Below are 14,086 nucleotides of genomic sequence, written 5' to 3'. Positions count from 1 at the left end.
GCAACCTCGGCGAAGGCTGCCTCGCCGAAACCGCGGGTGGCCAGCGCCGGGGTGCCGATCCGCAGTCCGGAGGTGACCATCGGCGGGCGCGGATCGAACGGGACGGCGTTGCGGTTGACCGTGATGTCGATTTCCGCGAGCCGGTCCTCGGCCTCCTGACCGTTCAGCTCGCACTCGCGCAGGTCCACCAGGACCAGGTGCACGTCGGTGCCGCCGGAGATCACGTTGATCCCCTTCGCCGTGACGTCGTCCTGGACCAGCCGCTCGGCCAGGATCCGGGCACCGGCCAGCACACGCTCCTGGCGTTCCCTGAACTCTTCGGACGCGGCGATCTTGAAGGCCACGGCCTTGCCCGCGATGACGTGCTCCAGCGGGCCGCCCTGCTGSCCGGGGAACACCGCCGAGTTGATCTTCTTGGCGATCTCGGCGTCGTTGGAGAGGATGATSCCGCCGCGCGGACCCGCGAGGGTCTTGTGCGTCGTGGAGGTGGTGACGTGSGCGTGCGGGACCGGGGACGGGTGCAGCCCGGCCGCGACCAGCCCGGCGAAGTGSGCCATGTCCACCATCAGATACGCGCCCACGGAGTCCGCGATCCGGCGGAACTCGGCGAAGTCSAGCTGCCGGGCGTACGCGGACCAGCCGGCCACGATCAGCGCCGGCTTGTGCTCCAGGGCCAGGCGCTCGACCTCGGCCATGTCGATCCGGTGGTCCTCCTCCCGGACCTGGTACGGAATGACGTTATACAGCCGGCCGGAGAAGTTGATCCGCATGCCGTGGGTCAGGTGCCCGCCGTGCGCCAGGTTCAGGCCCATGATGGTGTCCCCGGGCCGGATCAGGGCGTGCATCACCGAGGCGTTGGCCTGCGCACCCGAGTGCGGCTGCACGTTCGCGTACCCGGCGCCGAACAGGGCCTTGACCCGGTCGATCGCGAGCTGCTCGATCACGTCAACGTGCTCACAGCCGCCGTAGTAACGCTTGCCCGGGTAACCCTCGGCGTACTTGTTCGTCAACACCGAACCCTGCGCCTGCATCACAGCCCAGGCGGTGTGGTTCTCCGAGGCGATCATCTCCAACCCGTCACGCTGCCGGCTCAGTTCGGCGTCGATCGTCGCGGCGATCTCCGGATCCAGCACGGACAGGTCCGCGTCCAGGCTCGGAGAAACGACCTGCTCAAACGCCAGTGTCTGTGTGCCCGCGGCCGCCGTTGCGCCGCTCACAGTTCGCCACCGTTCTTGGACGCGTACTCCTGGGCCGAGAGCAGCGGGCCGTCCGATTCGGCGGCCACTTTGAAGAGCCAGCCGGCGCCGTACGGGTCGCTGTTGATCAGAGAAGGGTCATCGACAACGGCGTCGTTGACCTCGGTGACCTCACCCGTCACCGGTGCGTAGAGGTCCGAGACCGACTTGGTCGACTCAACCTCACCGCAGGTCTCCCCCGCAGTCACCGTCGACCCAACCTCGGGCAGGTCCACGTAAACGATGTCGCCCAGGGCGTCGGTGGCGACGGCAGAGATGCCGATGGACACAACGTTCCCGGCCTCCCGCGCAACCCACTCGTGCTCGTCGGAGTACTGCAGTTCAGGGGCAACTTTTGCCATGTGTTTTTCCTAAGTCTTGGAGTGGTCGTTGGTGCTAAATCAATTGTGGCCGGGTTACGCGGCCGGAAACCGAATTCCTCCGCGTGCTCGGTCGCGAAGGCGCCCGCTGGGCGGACGCGACGCTCCCCACCGTCTCCCTAGCCTCGCAAGCTCGGCCAGGGAACCCTGACGGTGTGGGCCCCCCTTAGACGCACGCTTCCAGATGCCGCGCCCCCACCGCTAATATTCAGTTCAGTTTTTCGGGGCCAGCCGTTTTCCCGGAAGAAACAGCGGCCTTTCGATATCTTCCAGAGCCGGGCTACTTCTTGGCTTCAAGGGTGTCATCAAGCTCAACCCCCAATGATCGAGCTTGGAACAACCCAGAGCCGCGGTAGGCGGTACATCCTCCAGCACTTTTGGCTTTCGAAGGCGCTGGTACCCGTTGGTCCTGTTGTGGTCGGTTTTCCACAAAGGTGAGCTTCTCGCGAGGGGGCGGCTGGCCGCGGTTTTCGAAAGCGTGCGTCTAAGCGAGTGACTGCCGTCTGGGTTCCCTGGCCGAGCTTGCGAGGCTAGGGGGACGGCGGGTCAAACGAGCGAGCACGCGTGAAAACTGGGGCCTGCCGCCCCGGGCCGGGTACCGCTGAGGCACCCGGTCCCGCTGAGGTACCCGTTCGGCTACTTTTGGCGCTTGTAGAAAGGCAGTGCGACAACTTCGAAGGGTTCGGCCTTGCCGCGGAGGTCGATGTCCAGTGCGGTGCCGGGCTCGGTGAATTCGACGTCGACGTAGGCCATCGCGACCGGGTAGCCGAGGCTCGGGCTGGGCTGGCCGGAGGTGACTTCGCCGACGACGTTGCCATCCTTGAGGACCGGGTAGTGGCCGCGGCCGGCCCGGCGCCCGAGGCCCTTGAGCCCGACGAGCTTGCGGCCCGTCGTGGCGCCGGCGCCGGTTTCCTTCTTGGCGGCCAAGGCGGCCTTGCCGATGAAGTCGCCTTCCTTGGACAGGGCGACGACGGGGCCCAAGCCGGCGGCGAACGGATCGCCCTCCAGGGAGAGCTCGTTGCCGTAAAGCGGCATGCCGGCCTCGAGACGGAGCGAATCGCGGGACGCGAGGCCGGCGGGGGTCAGCTCGCCGTCCTCTGCGATGGCGACGAGCGCCTGCCAGAGGGCGGCGGCGTCGTCGTTCGCGACGAAGATCTCGAAGCCGTCTTCACCGGTGTAGCCGGTGCGGGCCAGCAGGAGGTCGTGGCTGGCTCCAGCGAACATGAACGGGACGTCCACGGCGGCGTAGTACTTCAGGCCGGTGACGAGCTCGTGCTGCGGGGCGGGGACCAGGCGCAGCAGGATCTCCTCGGCCTTGGGTCCCTGCACGGCGATCAGAGAGGTTTCAGCCGAGGCGTCCCGGACAGTGACGTCGAACCCGCCGTCCTTTCCGGAACCGGCCCGCTCGGCGAGGGCGTCGGCGACTACCTTGGCGTTGCCCGCGTTGGGGACCACGAGGAACTTCTGGTCGCCGCGGCGGTAGGTGATGAGGTCGTCGATGATGCCGCCGTCGGTGTTGCAGATCAGCGAGTACTTGGCCTTGCCAATGGCCATCGCCGAGATCTTGCCCACGAGGGCGTAGTCCAGGAAGGCTGCGGCGTCGGGGCCGGTGACCCAGACTTCGCCCATGTGGGAGAGGTCGAACAGGCCCGCGGACTTGCGGACAGCGTGGTGTTCGGCGAGTTCGGAGCTGTACTTCAGCGGCATCTGCCAGCCGCCGAAGTCTGTGAAGGAGGCGCCGAGCTTCTTGTGTTCTTCGTAAAGTGCCGTGTAATTCTCAGTCATCGTTGGCTGTCCTTAGTTGGCGGAGTCGGAGTTGGCGGAATCGTTGGAGTGGACTGCTGTGTCTTCTTCGAAGGCCTCGAGGGGAGGGCAGGAGCAGATCAGGTTGCGGTCCCCGGCAGCGCCGTCGATCCGTCCGACCGGCGGGAAGTACTTGTCCTGCTTGAGCGTGTGGACCGGGAAGACGGCCTGTTCGCGCGGGTACTCGCGGGTCCAGTCGGTGCTGATCACGGCAGCGGCGGTGTGCGGGGCGTTCCGCAGCGGGCTGTGCTCCACGCTGAAATCGCCGTTGGCCACCTGGTCGATCTCGGCGCGGATGGCGACCATGGCCGTGATGAAGCGGTCGATCTCGCCCAGGTCCTCGGATTCGGTGGGCTCCACCATCAGGGTGCCGGCCACCGGGAACGCGAGGGTGGGGGCGTGGAAGCCGTAGTCGATCAGGCGCTTGGCCACGTCCTCGGCGGTCACTCCGGTCTTGGCCGTGAGTTCGCGCAGGTCCAGGATGCACTCGTGGGCCACCAGGCCGCCTTCGCCGGTGTAGAGCACCGGGAAGGAGTCGTTGAGTCGGGCCGCGATGTAGTTTGCCGCGAGCAGCGCGGACTTGGTGGCCTCGGTGAGGCCCCGGCCGCCCATGAGCTTCACGTACGCCCAGGAGATCGGCAGCACACCTGCCGAACCGTAACGGGAGGCAGAGATCGGGGTGCCGTCGGCGCCGTTGGCCGGGTCAGCCGCGTTGCCGGGCATGAACGGGGCCAGGTGCGCCTTGGCCGCGACCGGCCCGACGCCCGGTCCGCCGCCGCCGTGCGGGATGCAGAAGGTCTTGTGCAGGTTCAGGTGCGAGACGTCGCCGCCGAACATGCCGGGCTGGGCCAGACCGACCAGGGCGTTGAGGTTGGCGCCGTCGATGTAGACCTGGCCGCCGGCGGCGTGGATCGCGTCGCAGACCTCGCGGACATCGGCGTCGTACACCCCGTGCGTGGACGGGTAGGTGATCATGATGCAGGACAGCGCATCCTTGTGCAGCTCGATCTTGGCGGTCAGGTCCACGTGGTCGATCGTGCCGTCCGAAGCCGTGGCCACGACCACGACCTTCATGCCGGCCAGCACGGCCGAGGCCGCGTTCGTGCCGTGCGCGGAGGCCGGGATCAGACAGACGGTGCGCTGGGCATCGCCGCGGGAGAGATGGTAGCCGCGGATCGCCAGCAGGCCCGCGAGCTCGCCCTGGGAACCGGCGTTGGGCTGGATCGAGACCTGGTCGTAGCCCGTGATCTCGGTCAGCTGGCCTTCGAGGTCCTCGATCAGCTCGCGCCAGCCGGCGGTCTGGGATTCCGGGGCGAAGGGGTGGATGGAAGCGAACTCCGGCCAGGAGATGGCCTCCATCTCGGCCGTGGCGTTCAGCTTCATGGTGCACGAACCCAGCGGGATCATGGTCCGGTCCAGGGCCAGGTCACGGTCCGAGAGGCGGCGGATGTAGCGCAGCAGCTGGGTTTCGGAGCGGTGCGTGTTGAACACCGGGTGCTGCAGGAAGTCGGAGGTGCGCTCGACGGCGGGGTCCAGGCCGAAGCCTTCAGTCGAGTCAGTCACGGACGCGCCGAACGCGGCGATGACGTCGGCGACGACGGCCACCGTTGTGGCCTCGTCGGCGGAGATGCCGACGGTGTCGGCGTCGATGGCGCGCAGGTTGACGCCCTTGGCGTCGGCTGCCGCGATGATCTCTGCTGCCCGGCCCGGCACGGAGACGGTGATGGTGTCGAAGAAGGAGGGGTGCAGCACGTCCAGGCCGGCGGCCTTCAGGGAGGCGGCGATGGTCTTGGCGTGGACGTGGACCGACTGGGCGATTGCCTTCAGCCCGTCCGGGCCGTGGTAGACGGCGTAGAAGGAAGCCACGATGGCCAGCAGGGCCTGGGCGGTGCAGATGTTGGAGGTGGCCTTCTCGCGGCGGATGTGCTGCTCGCGGGTCTGCAGGGCCAGGCGGTACGCGGGGACGCCGGCGTTGTCCTTGGAGACACCCACGAGGCGGCCGGGCATGGAGCGCTCAAGCCCCTTCTGAACGGCCATGTAGGCGGCGTGCGGGCCGCCAAAGAACAGCGGCACGCCGAAGCGCTGGGCGGATCCGACGGCGATGTCAGCGCCCTGCTCGCCCGGAGGGGTAATCAGGGTCAGGGAGAGGAGGTCTGCCGCCACGGTGACGAGGGCGCCGCGTTCCTTGGCGTCGGCGATCACGGCGGTGTGGTCAAACACGCGGCCGGAGACGCCCGGCTGCTGCAGGACGACGCCGTTGATGACCCCGTCGGGCAGGCCCTTGGAGAGGTCGGCGACCTCGACCTCGAAGCCGAGGGCCTCGGCACGGCCCTTAACGATCGCGATGGTCTGGGGCAGGCAGTCGGCGTCGAGGACGGTCTTGCCGTCGTGCGCCGTCTTGTTCTTATTCGCGCGGCGCATCATCAGCACGGCCTCGGCCACGGCGGTGGCTTCATCCAGCAGGGAGGCGTTGGCGATCGGCAGGCCGACGAGGTCCTGGACCATGGTCTGGAAGTTCAGCAGCGCCTCGAGCCGGCCCTGGGAGATCTCGGGCTGGTACGGCGTGTACGCGGTATACCAGGCCGGGGCTTCGAGGACGTTGCGGCGGATCACCGGAGGCGTGAGCGTGTCGTAGTAGCCCTGCCCGATCATCTGCACGGCGGTCTTGTTCTTCGACGCCAGTTTGCGCAGCTCGGCGAGGACTTCGACTTCGCTCAGGGCCGCGGCGAGCGCCAGGTCGGCATCCTGGCGGATGTCCTTCGGAACGGCGGTGTCCACCAGGGCGTCGACGGTGTCGTAGCCGACAGCCTTCAGCATGGCGTCGACGTCGGCCTGGCGGCGCGCGCCGATATGGCGGTCAACGAAGGACGTGGAGGCTGGGGTAACAGTCACAAGGAACTCCATAACTCAGGCGGCGCAGGGTACGCCACATTGATTCGGGTTCCTCCCCGCTCTGTATTGGACCTGAGAGTTTCCGCGCAGCCCGCGTTTCAGGGCTCCGCTTGCACCGTCGGTGAGCACAGCATGTCCGGGACACGCCTGCTACTTTCCAGAGATGCCTTGCCGCGGCGGTACATGGGCCTGAGAGATTCCTGGGGAGGGTTTGCTCCTACGGCGCCTGCTTGTACCTACTTGCAGGACTCTCCCGCCGCAGATCAAAGGCGTATTTAATTGGGTGTTCAATCGGGGGTGACAACAGTCACAGCTCTCATTGTCCTATGCCGGGCGCGCGTCCGCAAACTCCCTCCCCGCGGCGGACCCAGGTTACGGGCCGAGTAGGGGGTCGGCGGGGAGTAGGGGGTCKGCGGGGRGTGGGGGTGGGCTTCAGCCGCGCAGGCGCTCGACGGCGGCCAGGAGGCTCTGGACGTCCGCCTCGACTTCCGGCGGCGGACCGCCGGGACCCCGCGCCAGCATGGCATTGAAGTACAGCCCGTCCCCCATGCACAGGACGGCCTTCGCCATGGCGGGCCCGACGTCGGCCGCCAGCAGTTCCAGCCAGCTCGCCTGGCCGGCGGCGAAGCGGCGGAGGGTTTCCCCGTGCGCCACCTCGGCGAGCCGCGTGGCCGCCACGAAAACCCGGTCCATGGGCGTGTCCGCCCACACCGAGGACTTGATGAAGTACGCCGCCGCCCCTTCCGGGGCTGTCGCCATGGCCGCAACATCTGCAGCCAGGAGCCGGTCCAGCCGTTCCAGCAGGACCGCGATCATGGCCTCTTTGGTCGGAAAATGGTAGAGCAGGCCACCCTTGGAGACGCCAGCCCGGCGCGCGACGGCGTCCAGCGTCGCGGCGCGTTCACCGACTTCGATGAGCAGGGATTCGAAGGCATCGAGGACGGCCTCGCGGGCGACGGGTTTCCTGGGCATGCCTCCCATCATGCCTGCCCGCCCGCGCATTTCTTAACTATACCGTCCAGACGGTACAGTTATGCTCATGAGCATTTCATCGATCACCGTAGCCACCAGCACTCCTGCGGCCACCGGGCCCCGGGCTCCGTGGCGTGACTGGGTGGCGCTGGCCCTGCTGATGTTCCCCGTCCTGCTCGTGGCCGTGGACAACACCGCGCTCACGTTCGCCCTGCCGGCCATCGCCAGCAGCCTGACCGCCTCCGGCGTCGAACTGCTCTGGATCGTCGATGCCTATCCCCTGGTTCTGGCCGGACTCCTGGTCGCGATGGGTTCCCTGGGCGACAGGATCGGCCGGCGCCGGCTGCTGTTCGTGGGCAGCGCGGGCTTTGCCGCGGTGTCGGCCGTGACGGCGTTCGCGCCGAGTGCGGAGTGGCTGATCGCCGGCCGCGCCGGGCTTGGCCTGTTCGGCGCCATGCTCATGCCGTCCACGCTGTCGCTGATCCGGAACATCTTTCCGCAGCCCAACAGGCGCAGGCTGGCGGTGGCGATCTGGGCCGCCGGCTTCTCCGGTGGCGCCGCCCTCGGCCCGATTGCCGGCGGCTGGCTGGTGGAACACTTCTGGTGGGGCGCCGTCCTGCTGGTCGCGGTGCCGATCATCGTGCCCCTGCTGCTGCTCGGCCCGGCGCTGATCCCGGAATCCCGCGATCCGAAGCCGGGCCGGGTGGACGTGCCCAGCATTGCCCTGTCCCTGCTGGTCATGGTGCCGGTGGTCTACGGGATCAAGGCCCTCGCCACCCACGGGCCGGCTCCCGAGGCCTTCGCGGGCATCGGAACCGGCCTGCTCATGGGCTATGTGTTCATCCGGCGGCAGCGCAACCTGGCCAGAGGCCACAGTGCAGCCCAAAGGACAGACCACAGCACCGCGCCGATGCTCGACGTCAGCCTGTTTGGCAACCGGATCTTCAGTACGGCCATTGTGGCCAACGTCCTGGCACTGTTCTCCTTCAACGGCTTCATTCTTTTCCTGGCCCAGCACCTGCAGCTGCTGGAGGGCCAGTCCCCCTCGGCCTCCGGCATCGCCATGGTCCCGGCCCTTATCGCCACAGTTGTAACGGGGCTGCTGGTGGTCCCGCTGGTGCGCAAGGTCCGGCCCGGCTTTGTGGTGGCCGGCGGCCTGCTACTGAGCGCGGCGGGCTATTTCCTGGTGGCCTTCGGCGACCACAGCCGGGGCCCGTCGCTGCTCCTTGCCGCCCTGCTGGTGCTCTGCCTGGGGGTGGGGGCCGCGGAGACGATCTCCAATGACCTGATCCTGGGCGCGGCGCCCGCCGACAAGGCAGGTGCAGCCGCGGCCATCTCCGAGACCGGCTACGAAGTGGGGTCCCTGCTGGGCACGGCGATTCTCGGCTCAATCCTGACGGCCTCCTACCAGGGCAACCTCCGGCTTCCGGCGGGCGTGTCCGAACTCGCCCCGGCCGCGGCCACCCGACAGGCCGGTGAAACCCTGGCCGGCGCTGTGGATCTGGCCCGGATGCTTCCGGCGCCCCTGGCCGAGGCGGTGACGGCGGCCGCGCGCACCGCCTTCGACTCGGGCGTGCACGTCACGGCGTCAATTGCGCTGGTCCTGATGTCCGGGGCCTGCGTCCTTGCCGCCGTCGTCCTGCGGTCGGTGCCGAAGACGCTGCTGTTTAAGGGCTGGTGGGAGCCGGTCCCTACTTGCTGTCGGGGGTGGTCACGCTGGCCGTGGCCCGCATGGTCTCGGCATTCACCATCCAGGCGTACTGCTCAAACTTGGCGATGAACTCGTGCAGCAGATCCGCGGTGGTGGGATCTTCCTCGTCCACTTCGTCATGGACCTTGCGCATGGTGCCGACGGCCGCCTCCAGCGCGGCGACAATCCGCTCGATGGCGTCCTTCGTGTTGATCAGGCCCTTCGGGAACTCGGCCAGCGCTGTGGATTTGGAAACCGTGGAGCTTCGGCCGTCCGGGAGGGCGTGGAGGGCACGCATGCGCTCGGCGAGGTCATCCGCGAATCCCCGGGCGGCGTCGATGATCTCGTCGAGCTGGAGGTGAAGGTCCCTGAAGTTGGTCCCGACGATGTTCCAGTGTGCCTGCTTGCCCTGAACGTGGAGTTCGATCAGGTCCACCAGTACTGCCTGCAGGTTGGTCGTCAATGTGGGTGATGCTTTCATGAATCCTCCTCGATAGAACCGGTGCCGTGCGGGCCGCGCATGCCATTGCTGGCACCCCGGCCGATGCTTCCGACGCTACCGCAGCGCGGCGCCGGGCCGCGATGCTTCTGGGAGGAATTTCTCGGTCAGCTTACTAAGTCGGCTTACTAACCGTTTTTGGGGCGGTTTAGACGGCCTCGTTGAGGATGGGCCCACGCGGGAACACGGCCCGCGTGATGAGGCCGGAGGTGGATTCGGACAGCTGGGCGAGGTAGTCGTTGCGCCGCCTCGGGGTAATCCTGGACTGGGGCTGGAACGGCTGCTCGGGGTCGTCGGCGTAGTGGGCGCTCAGGCCCTCTCGCATGAGCCGGATGGCTTCCGAACGCTGCTGGGACACCGCTGCGTGCGTGGATCCGAGTTCCGCGGCCAGGTCTTTGACCGTGCGGTCGCCGAAGCAGATCTCCTCCACCACGTAGCGCATCCGTTCCGGGAGGGATTTCACGGCGGCCCGAAGGCACGGGAGGCGCTCGTCCGCGAGCACGGAGTGTTCCGGGGTGAGGGTTTCGGCGGCCAGGGTGTCCACCACGAAGGCTTTTTGTCCGAGGCTCTGCCGGCTGACGATGGTCAAGGCACGGTCAGCCCGGCGCCGTCCGGTGCCCTTGCCCAGCCGGCGGTGCAGGAACCCCATGAGGCCAAGCACCGCGCCCAGGGCCACGACTACCCGCGGCCCGAGGATCAGTGTCCGGGCCTTCAGTCCGGACCAGGCTGAGGGGATAGCCGGTGATGGCCGGAAAGTCCCGGGCCTTGCTCAGGATGTATGCCCGGTACTCCGCGGTGAGCTCGACCACCTCGGCGAGGCTTTCGAGCACCACGTAGGCGGCACCGTCGAGCGTCCCCAAGTGCGTATCCGGTATCCGGGCTCTCGTGGATGCGTTCAATGAGGTCCGGATTGACCGCGAAGCGCGTTCCGTTGAGGCGTGTGGCGACGATCATGGGCCGATGCTGCCCTGTGAGGGGAAGGGTGTTCTCCTCCGTACTGTCCGCAGCCGGGGCCCCTTCGTTAGGCGCCGTCGTCAGGCGCCTTGCCAACGTGCCGGTGCCCGGGGGCGGCCGGCGCAGCAACATTCCCCGTGCCAAGGCCGCCGCGCGGTATTAGGGTGGGATCTGACGGGGCCACCCGGCCCGCCCCGTTGGACGCCTGTTCCAGCGCAGTTCGTCCCGTGCAGTTGGTCCAGTGCCAGGAAACGACGGCCGCCCGCCTCATCAGGAAGGCCAGTCATGGCGCCATTTCCGGATTTTGAGCAGCCGTTGAACCCGTTTCCCCGCTACGCAGCCATGCGGGACAGTGAACCCGTTTTCCAGGACCCGGACACCGGCGTCTGGCACGTGTTCCGCTACGACGACGTGCAGCGGGTCCTGTCCGAGCACGCCACTTTTTCTTCCCGGATCGGCGGGGACAACCCCTCCGAAACGGGCCAGCTCTTCGCCGCCAGCCTGGTCAACACGGACCCGCCGCGGCACCGCCAGCTGCGTTCGCTCGTGACGCAGGCGTTCACGCCGCGGGCAGTCGAAGCGCTCGCCCCGCGCATCTCGGAACTGACCGACGAGTTGCTGGAGCCGGTGGTGGCCGGCGGCGCCACGGACCTGATCGAACAGCTCGCCTATCCGCTTCCGGTGATCGTGATCGCCGAACTCATGGGCATTCCGGCCTCTGACCGGGACCGGTTCAAGCTGTGGTCCGACGTGATAGTGAGCCAGACCCGCCCGGGCGCCGACGATTCCGTCCACACGGCAGCCAACCGGGAAATGGCGGAGTACTTCATGGGCATGATCGAGGACCGGCGGCACCGGCCGGGCAATGATTTGATCAGCGCGCTCCTCGCGGCCGAGATCGACGGGCAGAAGCTCAGCCCCATCGAGTTGCTGGGATTCTGCAGCCTGTTGCTCGTGGCGGGAAATGAGACCACCACTAACCTGATCGGCAATGCGGTGCTGTGCTTCACCGAATCACCGGGCACGGCGGAACGCCTTGTTGCCGAGCCTGCCCTGCTCCCGCACGCCATCGAAGAGGTGCTGCGCTACCGCTCCCCCGTCCAGTCCATGTACCGGCTTTCAGCCGTCGACACGACCGTGCGCGGCCGCACCATTCCGGCAGGCTCGCCGATCATTGCCTGGATCGGTTCGGCGAACCGCGACGGGGAGCAGTTCCCGAGCCCGGACGAGTTCGACGTCGAACGCTCACCCAACCGTCACCTCGCCTTCGGGCAGGGCATCCATTTCTGTCTGGGGGCGCCCCTGGCGCGGCTGGAGGCCAGGATCGCGCTGGAGGCCGTGCTCTCACGGCTGCCGGGGCTTGCGGTAGACCCCGACGCGCAGTTGGAGCGGATGGAAAGCATGATCGTCTACGGGGCGAAACAGCTTCCCGTGACCTGGCAGGCTGCCTGACGGCGGGCACGGCGTCAGGGGCGGCGATCGTGATCGTCTCCGGCGCCCTCGAGGGCGGCCCCGAACCATGTCGGCAGGTGGTGGAGCAGGTCGTCCTGGTCGTCGCCGATCCATACGACGTGGCCGTCCGGCCGGAGCAGGACCGCGGGCGCGTCCAGTTCCCCGCTGGCGTCCGCGACGTGGTCGATCCGATCCGCCCATCCTGCCACGGAGAGTTCGCCGGTCTGGTCCAGCAGGAGCCCGCGGCCTTTGCGGGTGAGTTCGTAAAGACGGCCCCGCGACAGGGGAATGTCGCGCAGTCGCCTGCCGAGCAGCTCGGGTCCTTCGCCGAAGTCGTAGCGGACCCCGATCGCGGTGATCTTCTCGGCCAGGAAACGTCTGACGTCCTCGAAGTCCATCAGCTCGCTCAGCAGCCGCCGCACGGCCTGCGGGCCGGGCTCGGTGGACAGCAGCTCGCTCTGGGCGCGGGTGATGGTCAGCACGCCTTCGGCGACCGGGTGACGCTCGGTGTAATAACTGTCCAGCAGCCCGTCAGGCGCCCACCCTTTGACCTCGGCGGCGAGCTTCCAGCCGAGGTTGAAGGCGTCCTGGATGCCGAGGTTCAGTCCCTGCCCTCCCAGTGGCGGGTGGACGTGCGCCGCATCGCCGGCGAGCAGAATACGGCCCACCCGGTATTGCTCGGCAAGCCGGGTGGCGTCGCTGAAACGGGTCAGGGAGCGTGGTGAGTGGACGCCGAAGTCGGTGCCTGCGAACGCCCGCAGCTGCGTCCGGAACTCCTCCAGGGTCGGCGGGACCGAGCGGTCCTCGGCCACGGCCGCCGCGGGCACGACGGCGCGGTACAGGCCGTTTCCGGCGGGGCCTATGCCGAACCCCTTGTGGGTCTTGCGCACCTCCTCGGCCACCGCGGCCAGCTGGCCCGGCGCCGCGGTCACCTCCACCTCGCCCAGGAGCCACTCGGTCTTGGCCGGCTCGCCGGGGAAGCCGATGCCGAGCAGTCTGCGCACCAGGCTGCGTCCGCCGTCGCAGCCGACCAGCCAGCGCGAGCGCAGCCGTGTGCCGTCAGCGAGTTCGACGCTCACCGCGTCCTCGTCCTGCTCGACCCGTGCCACCTCGCAGCCGCGGCGGATCTTGGCGCCGAGCTCACCGGCGCGCTCGGCCAGCAGGCGATCGGTGACCGGCTGGGGGATGCCAAGGACGTAGCCGTGTGCGGTGTCCAGGTTCACCGGCCGGGGCTTGTCGATCCCGGCGAAGCGACCGACGCCGCCGGGATACTGCTGCCCGTGGGCGAGGAACCGGTCCAGCAGCCCGCGCTGGTCCATGATCTCGATGCTGCGCGGGTGCAGGCCGAGCGAACGGACCGCCTGGCTCGGCTCCGCGTCCCTCTCCAGCACGAGCACGTCCACGTCGTGCAGCCGCAATTCGCTGGCCAGCATCATCCCCGTCGGGCCGCCGCCGCTAATGATCACGTCGAAAATATGGAACCCCAATCCCAGAAACTCACTTCCCGGATTGCCCGGCTGCGTGCCGCACCCTGAATGCGGGGGGTGAGCCCGATCAGTACTCGCCCTTGATCACGAAGTAGGAGCCGCGAATAACGCCCGCCAGCTTCGACTTTTGGCGGGCGAACTTGAAGCGCGGCGCCAATTCCTCCGGAACTTCCATGCCGTCGGCAAGTTTGAACCCCACCGCTCTCTTCCCGCCGTCCTCGATGCTGTACATGACGTTGACCGACAACCCCGACTCGTAAAAAACATAGGCCATCCGAAAACCGTCGACTTCGAAGGCGGTCGCCTCCAGCGGGCGGGAGCCGATCACGATCTCGCGTTCATCCCGGAGGATGCGGCTCACCCGGTCAACCACGTCAGGAACTTCGCTCGCGGGGCTCACGGTGAAGGTGTGGCCGTACTTATTCCGGAAATAGCGGGCCTCGTTGGCGCGCAACCCGGCGAGGGCCTCGGAGACGGGGGATGATTCCAAGCCGGCGGTAGAAACGGTCTCAAAGTCAACGATGTACGGCATGTGCCCTCCTGGACAGACGTGTTGGGACCAATGCTAACGCGACGACGTGCTGCCGGACGTCGGAACGCAGGCGCCCCTTTGCCGCCCCTGCGGGCACGATGCGCCGGATGGAAGTCAGGTTGGACTGCTGTTCCCAGGCATCGCGGATCTGGACGGTCTTACCCGGCACGGGGGCGTCGATCGCCTTGCC

At 67.8% G+C, this 14,086-nt stretch carries 12 protein-coding genes and 2 riboswitches; of the genes, 2 read left to right on the top strand and 10 right to left on the bottom strand.

Translation table 11 applies throughout. The features are described 5' to 3' along the window. The 5 genes from glyA to AC1DZV_RS21240 all read right to left on the bottom strand — a co-directional run. On the bottom strand, window positions 1-1,217 hold a 1,217-nt coding region (glyA, locus tag AC1DZV_RS21260), incomplete at its 3' end, for a serine hydroxymethyltransferase (protein WP_476954520.1). After that, window positions 1,214-1,597 (bottom strand): glycine cleavage system protein GcvH, encoded by a 384-nt coding sequence (gene gcvH, locus AC1DZV_RS21255; protein ID WP_476954519.1) that lies wholly within the window; start codon window positions 1,595-1,597, stop codon window positions 1,214-1,216. The genes gcvH and glyA, both read right to left, overlap by 4 nt. Window positions 1,598-2,251: 654 nt before the next feature. After that, complete coding sequence (gene gcvT, locus AC1DZV_RS21250) at window positions 2,252-3,400, bottom strand: glycine cleavage system aminomethyltransferase GcvT (RefSeq protein ID WP_476952196.1); 1,149 nt, start codon at window positions 3,398-3,400, stop codon at window positions 2,252-2,254. A gap of 12 nt (window positions 3,401-3,412) precedes the next feature. Then, window positions 3,413-6,322 (bottom strand): aminomethyl-transferring glycine dehydrogenase, encoded by a 2,910-nt coding sequence (gene gcvP, locus AC1DZV_RS21245; RefSeq protein WP_476952195.1) that lies wholly within the window; start codon window positions 6,320-6,322, stop codon window positions 3,413-3,415. A gap of 39 nt (window positions 6,323-6,361) precedes the next feature. Then, a riboswitch (glycine riboswitch) is annotated at window positions 6,362-6,476 on the bottom strand. 1 nt (window position 6,477) lies between these two features. Then, window positions 6,478-6,576: riboswitch (glycine riboswitch) on the bottom strand. A 166-nt stretch (window positions 6,577-6,742) separates the two neighbouring features. Further along, entirely contained in the window at window positions 6,743-7,282 is a 540-nt protein-coding gene (locus tag AC1DZV_RS21240) for a TetR/AcrR family transcriptional regulator (RefSeq protein ID WP_476952194.1), read from the bottom strand. Window positions 7,283-7,349: 67 nt separating this feature from the next. Here AC1DZV_RS21240 and AC1DZV_RS21235 point away from each other — a divergent pair, with 67 nt between their 5' ends. Beyond that, window positions 7,350-9,062 carry an MFS transporter gene (locus AC1DZV_RS21235; protein ID WP_476954518.1) on the top strand — a complete coding sequence of 571 codons (1,713 nt, stop codon included), beginning with the start codon at window positions 7,350-7,352 and terminating at the stop codon, window positions 9,060-9,062. On the opposite strand, the gene AC1DZV_RS21230 is transcribed toward AC1DZV_RS21235, so the two are convergent. The 3 genes from AC1DZV_RS21230 to AC1DZV_RS21220 form a co-directional block, all read right to left on the bottom strand. Continuing rightward, window positions 8,974-9,453, bottom strand: a complete 480-nt coding sequence (locus AC1DZV_RS21230) for a Dps family protein (RefSeq protein ID WP_028275324.1) — start codon at window positions 9,451-9,453, stop codon at window positions 8,974-8,976. The two genes, AC1DZV_RS21235 and AC1DZV_RS21230, sit on opposite strands and share 89 nt — an antisense overlap. A 166-nt stretch (window positions 9,454-9,619) precedes the next feature. Next, window positions 9,620-10,120 (bottom strand): hypothetical protein, encoded by a 501-nt coding sequence (locus AC1DZV_RS21225; RefSeq protein WP_476954517.1) that lies wholly within the window; start codon window positions 10,118-10,120, stop codon window positions 9,620-9,622. Further along, complete coding sequence (locus AC1DZV_RS21220; protein ID WP_476952200.1) at window positions 10,068-10,301, bottom strand: hypothetical protein; 234 nt, start codon at window positions 10,299-10,301, stop codon at window positions 10,068-10,070. The genes AC1DZV_RS21225 and AC1DZV_RS21220 overlap by 53 nt, the downstream gene beginning before the upstream one ends. A gap of 409 nt (window positions 10,302-10,710) precedes the next feature. Here AC1DZV_RS21220 and AC1DZV_RS21215 point away from each other — a divergent pair, with 409 nt between their 5' ends. Next, window positions 10,711-11,877 carry a cytochrome P450 gene (locus tag AC1DZV_RS21215; protein ID WP_476952193.1) on the top strand — a complete coding sequence of 389 codons (1,167 nt, stop codon included), beginning with the start codon at window positions 10,711-10,713 and terminating at the stop codon, window positions 11,875-11,877. A 14-nt stretch (window positions 11,878-11,891) separates the two neighbouring features. Here the strand turns inward: AC1DZV_RS21215 and rox are convergent, their stop codons facing one another. Together rox and AC1DZV_RS21205 are read right to left on the bottom strand one after the other, a co-directional pair. Continuing rightward, on the bottom strand, window positions 11,892-13,352 hold the full coding sequence (rox, locus tag AC1DZV_RS21210) for a rifampin monooxygenase (RefSeq protein ID WP_476952199.1): 1,461 nt from the start codon (window positions 13,350-13,352) through the stop codon (window positions 11,892-11,894). 79 nt (window positions 13,353-13,431) lie between these two features. Continuing rightward, window positions 13,432-13,896: a phage tail protein gene (locus AC1DZV_RS21205; protein WP_476952192.1), complete on the bottom strand. Its 465-nt coding sequence runs from the start codon at window positions 13,894-13,896 to the stop codon at window positions 13,432-13,434. Between the last annotated feature and the right edge of the window lie 190 nt (window positions 13,897-14,086).

The sequence above is a fragment of the Arthrobacter sp. P1_D12 genome, from assembly GCF_056406175.1.
This window is presented reverse-complemented; position numbering and strand designations above follow the sequence as displayed.

Excerpts from the sequence above, each read along its gene's own strand:
- AC1DZV_RS21205 (WP_476952192.1), bottom strand. The coding sequence starts at position 13,896 with ATGCCGTACATCGTTGACTTTGAGACCGTTTCTACCGCCGGCTTGGAA.
- gcvH (WP_476954519.1), bottom strand. The coding sequence starts at position 1,597 with ATGGCAAAAGTTGCCCCTGAACTGCAGTACTCCGACGAGCACGAGTGG.
- AC1DZV_RS21240 (WP_476952194.1), bottom strand. The coding sequence starts at position 7,282 with ATGCCCAGGAAACCCGTCGCCCGCGAGGCCGTCCTCGATGCCTTCGAA.
- AC1DZV_RS21230 (WP_028275324.1), bottom strand. The coding sequence starts at position 9,453 with ATGAAAGCATCACCCACATTGACGACCAACCTGCAGGCAGTACTGGTG.
- gcvP (WP_476952195.1), bottom strand. The coding sequence starts at position 6,322 with ATGGAGTTCCTTGTGACTGTTACCCCAGCCTCCACGTCCTTCGTTGAC.
- AC1DZV_RS21215 (WP_476952193.1), top strand. The coding sequence starts at position 10,711 with ATGGCGCCATTTCCGGATTTTGAGCAGCCGTTGAACCCGTTTCCCCGC.
- AC1DZV_RS21225 (WP_476954517.1), bottom strand. The coding sequence starts at position 10,120 with ATGGGGTTCCTGCACCGCCGGCTGGGCAAGGGCACCGGACGGCGCCGG.
- gcvT (WP_476952196.1), bottom strand. The coding sequence starts at position 3,400 with ATGACTGAGAATTACACGGCACTTTACGAAGAACACAAGAAGCTCGGC.
- AC1DZV_RS21235 (WP_476954518.1), top strand. The coding sequence starts at position 7,350 with ATGAGCATTTCATCGATCACCGTAGCCACCAGCACTCCTGCGGCCACC.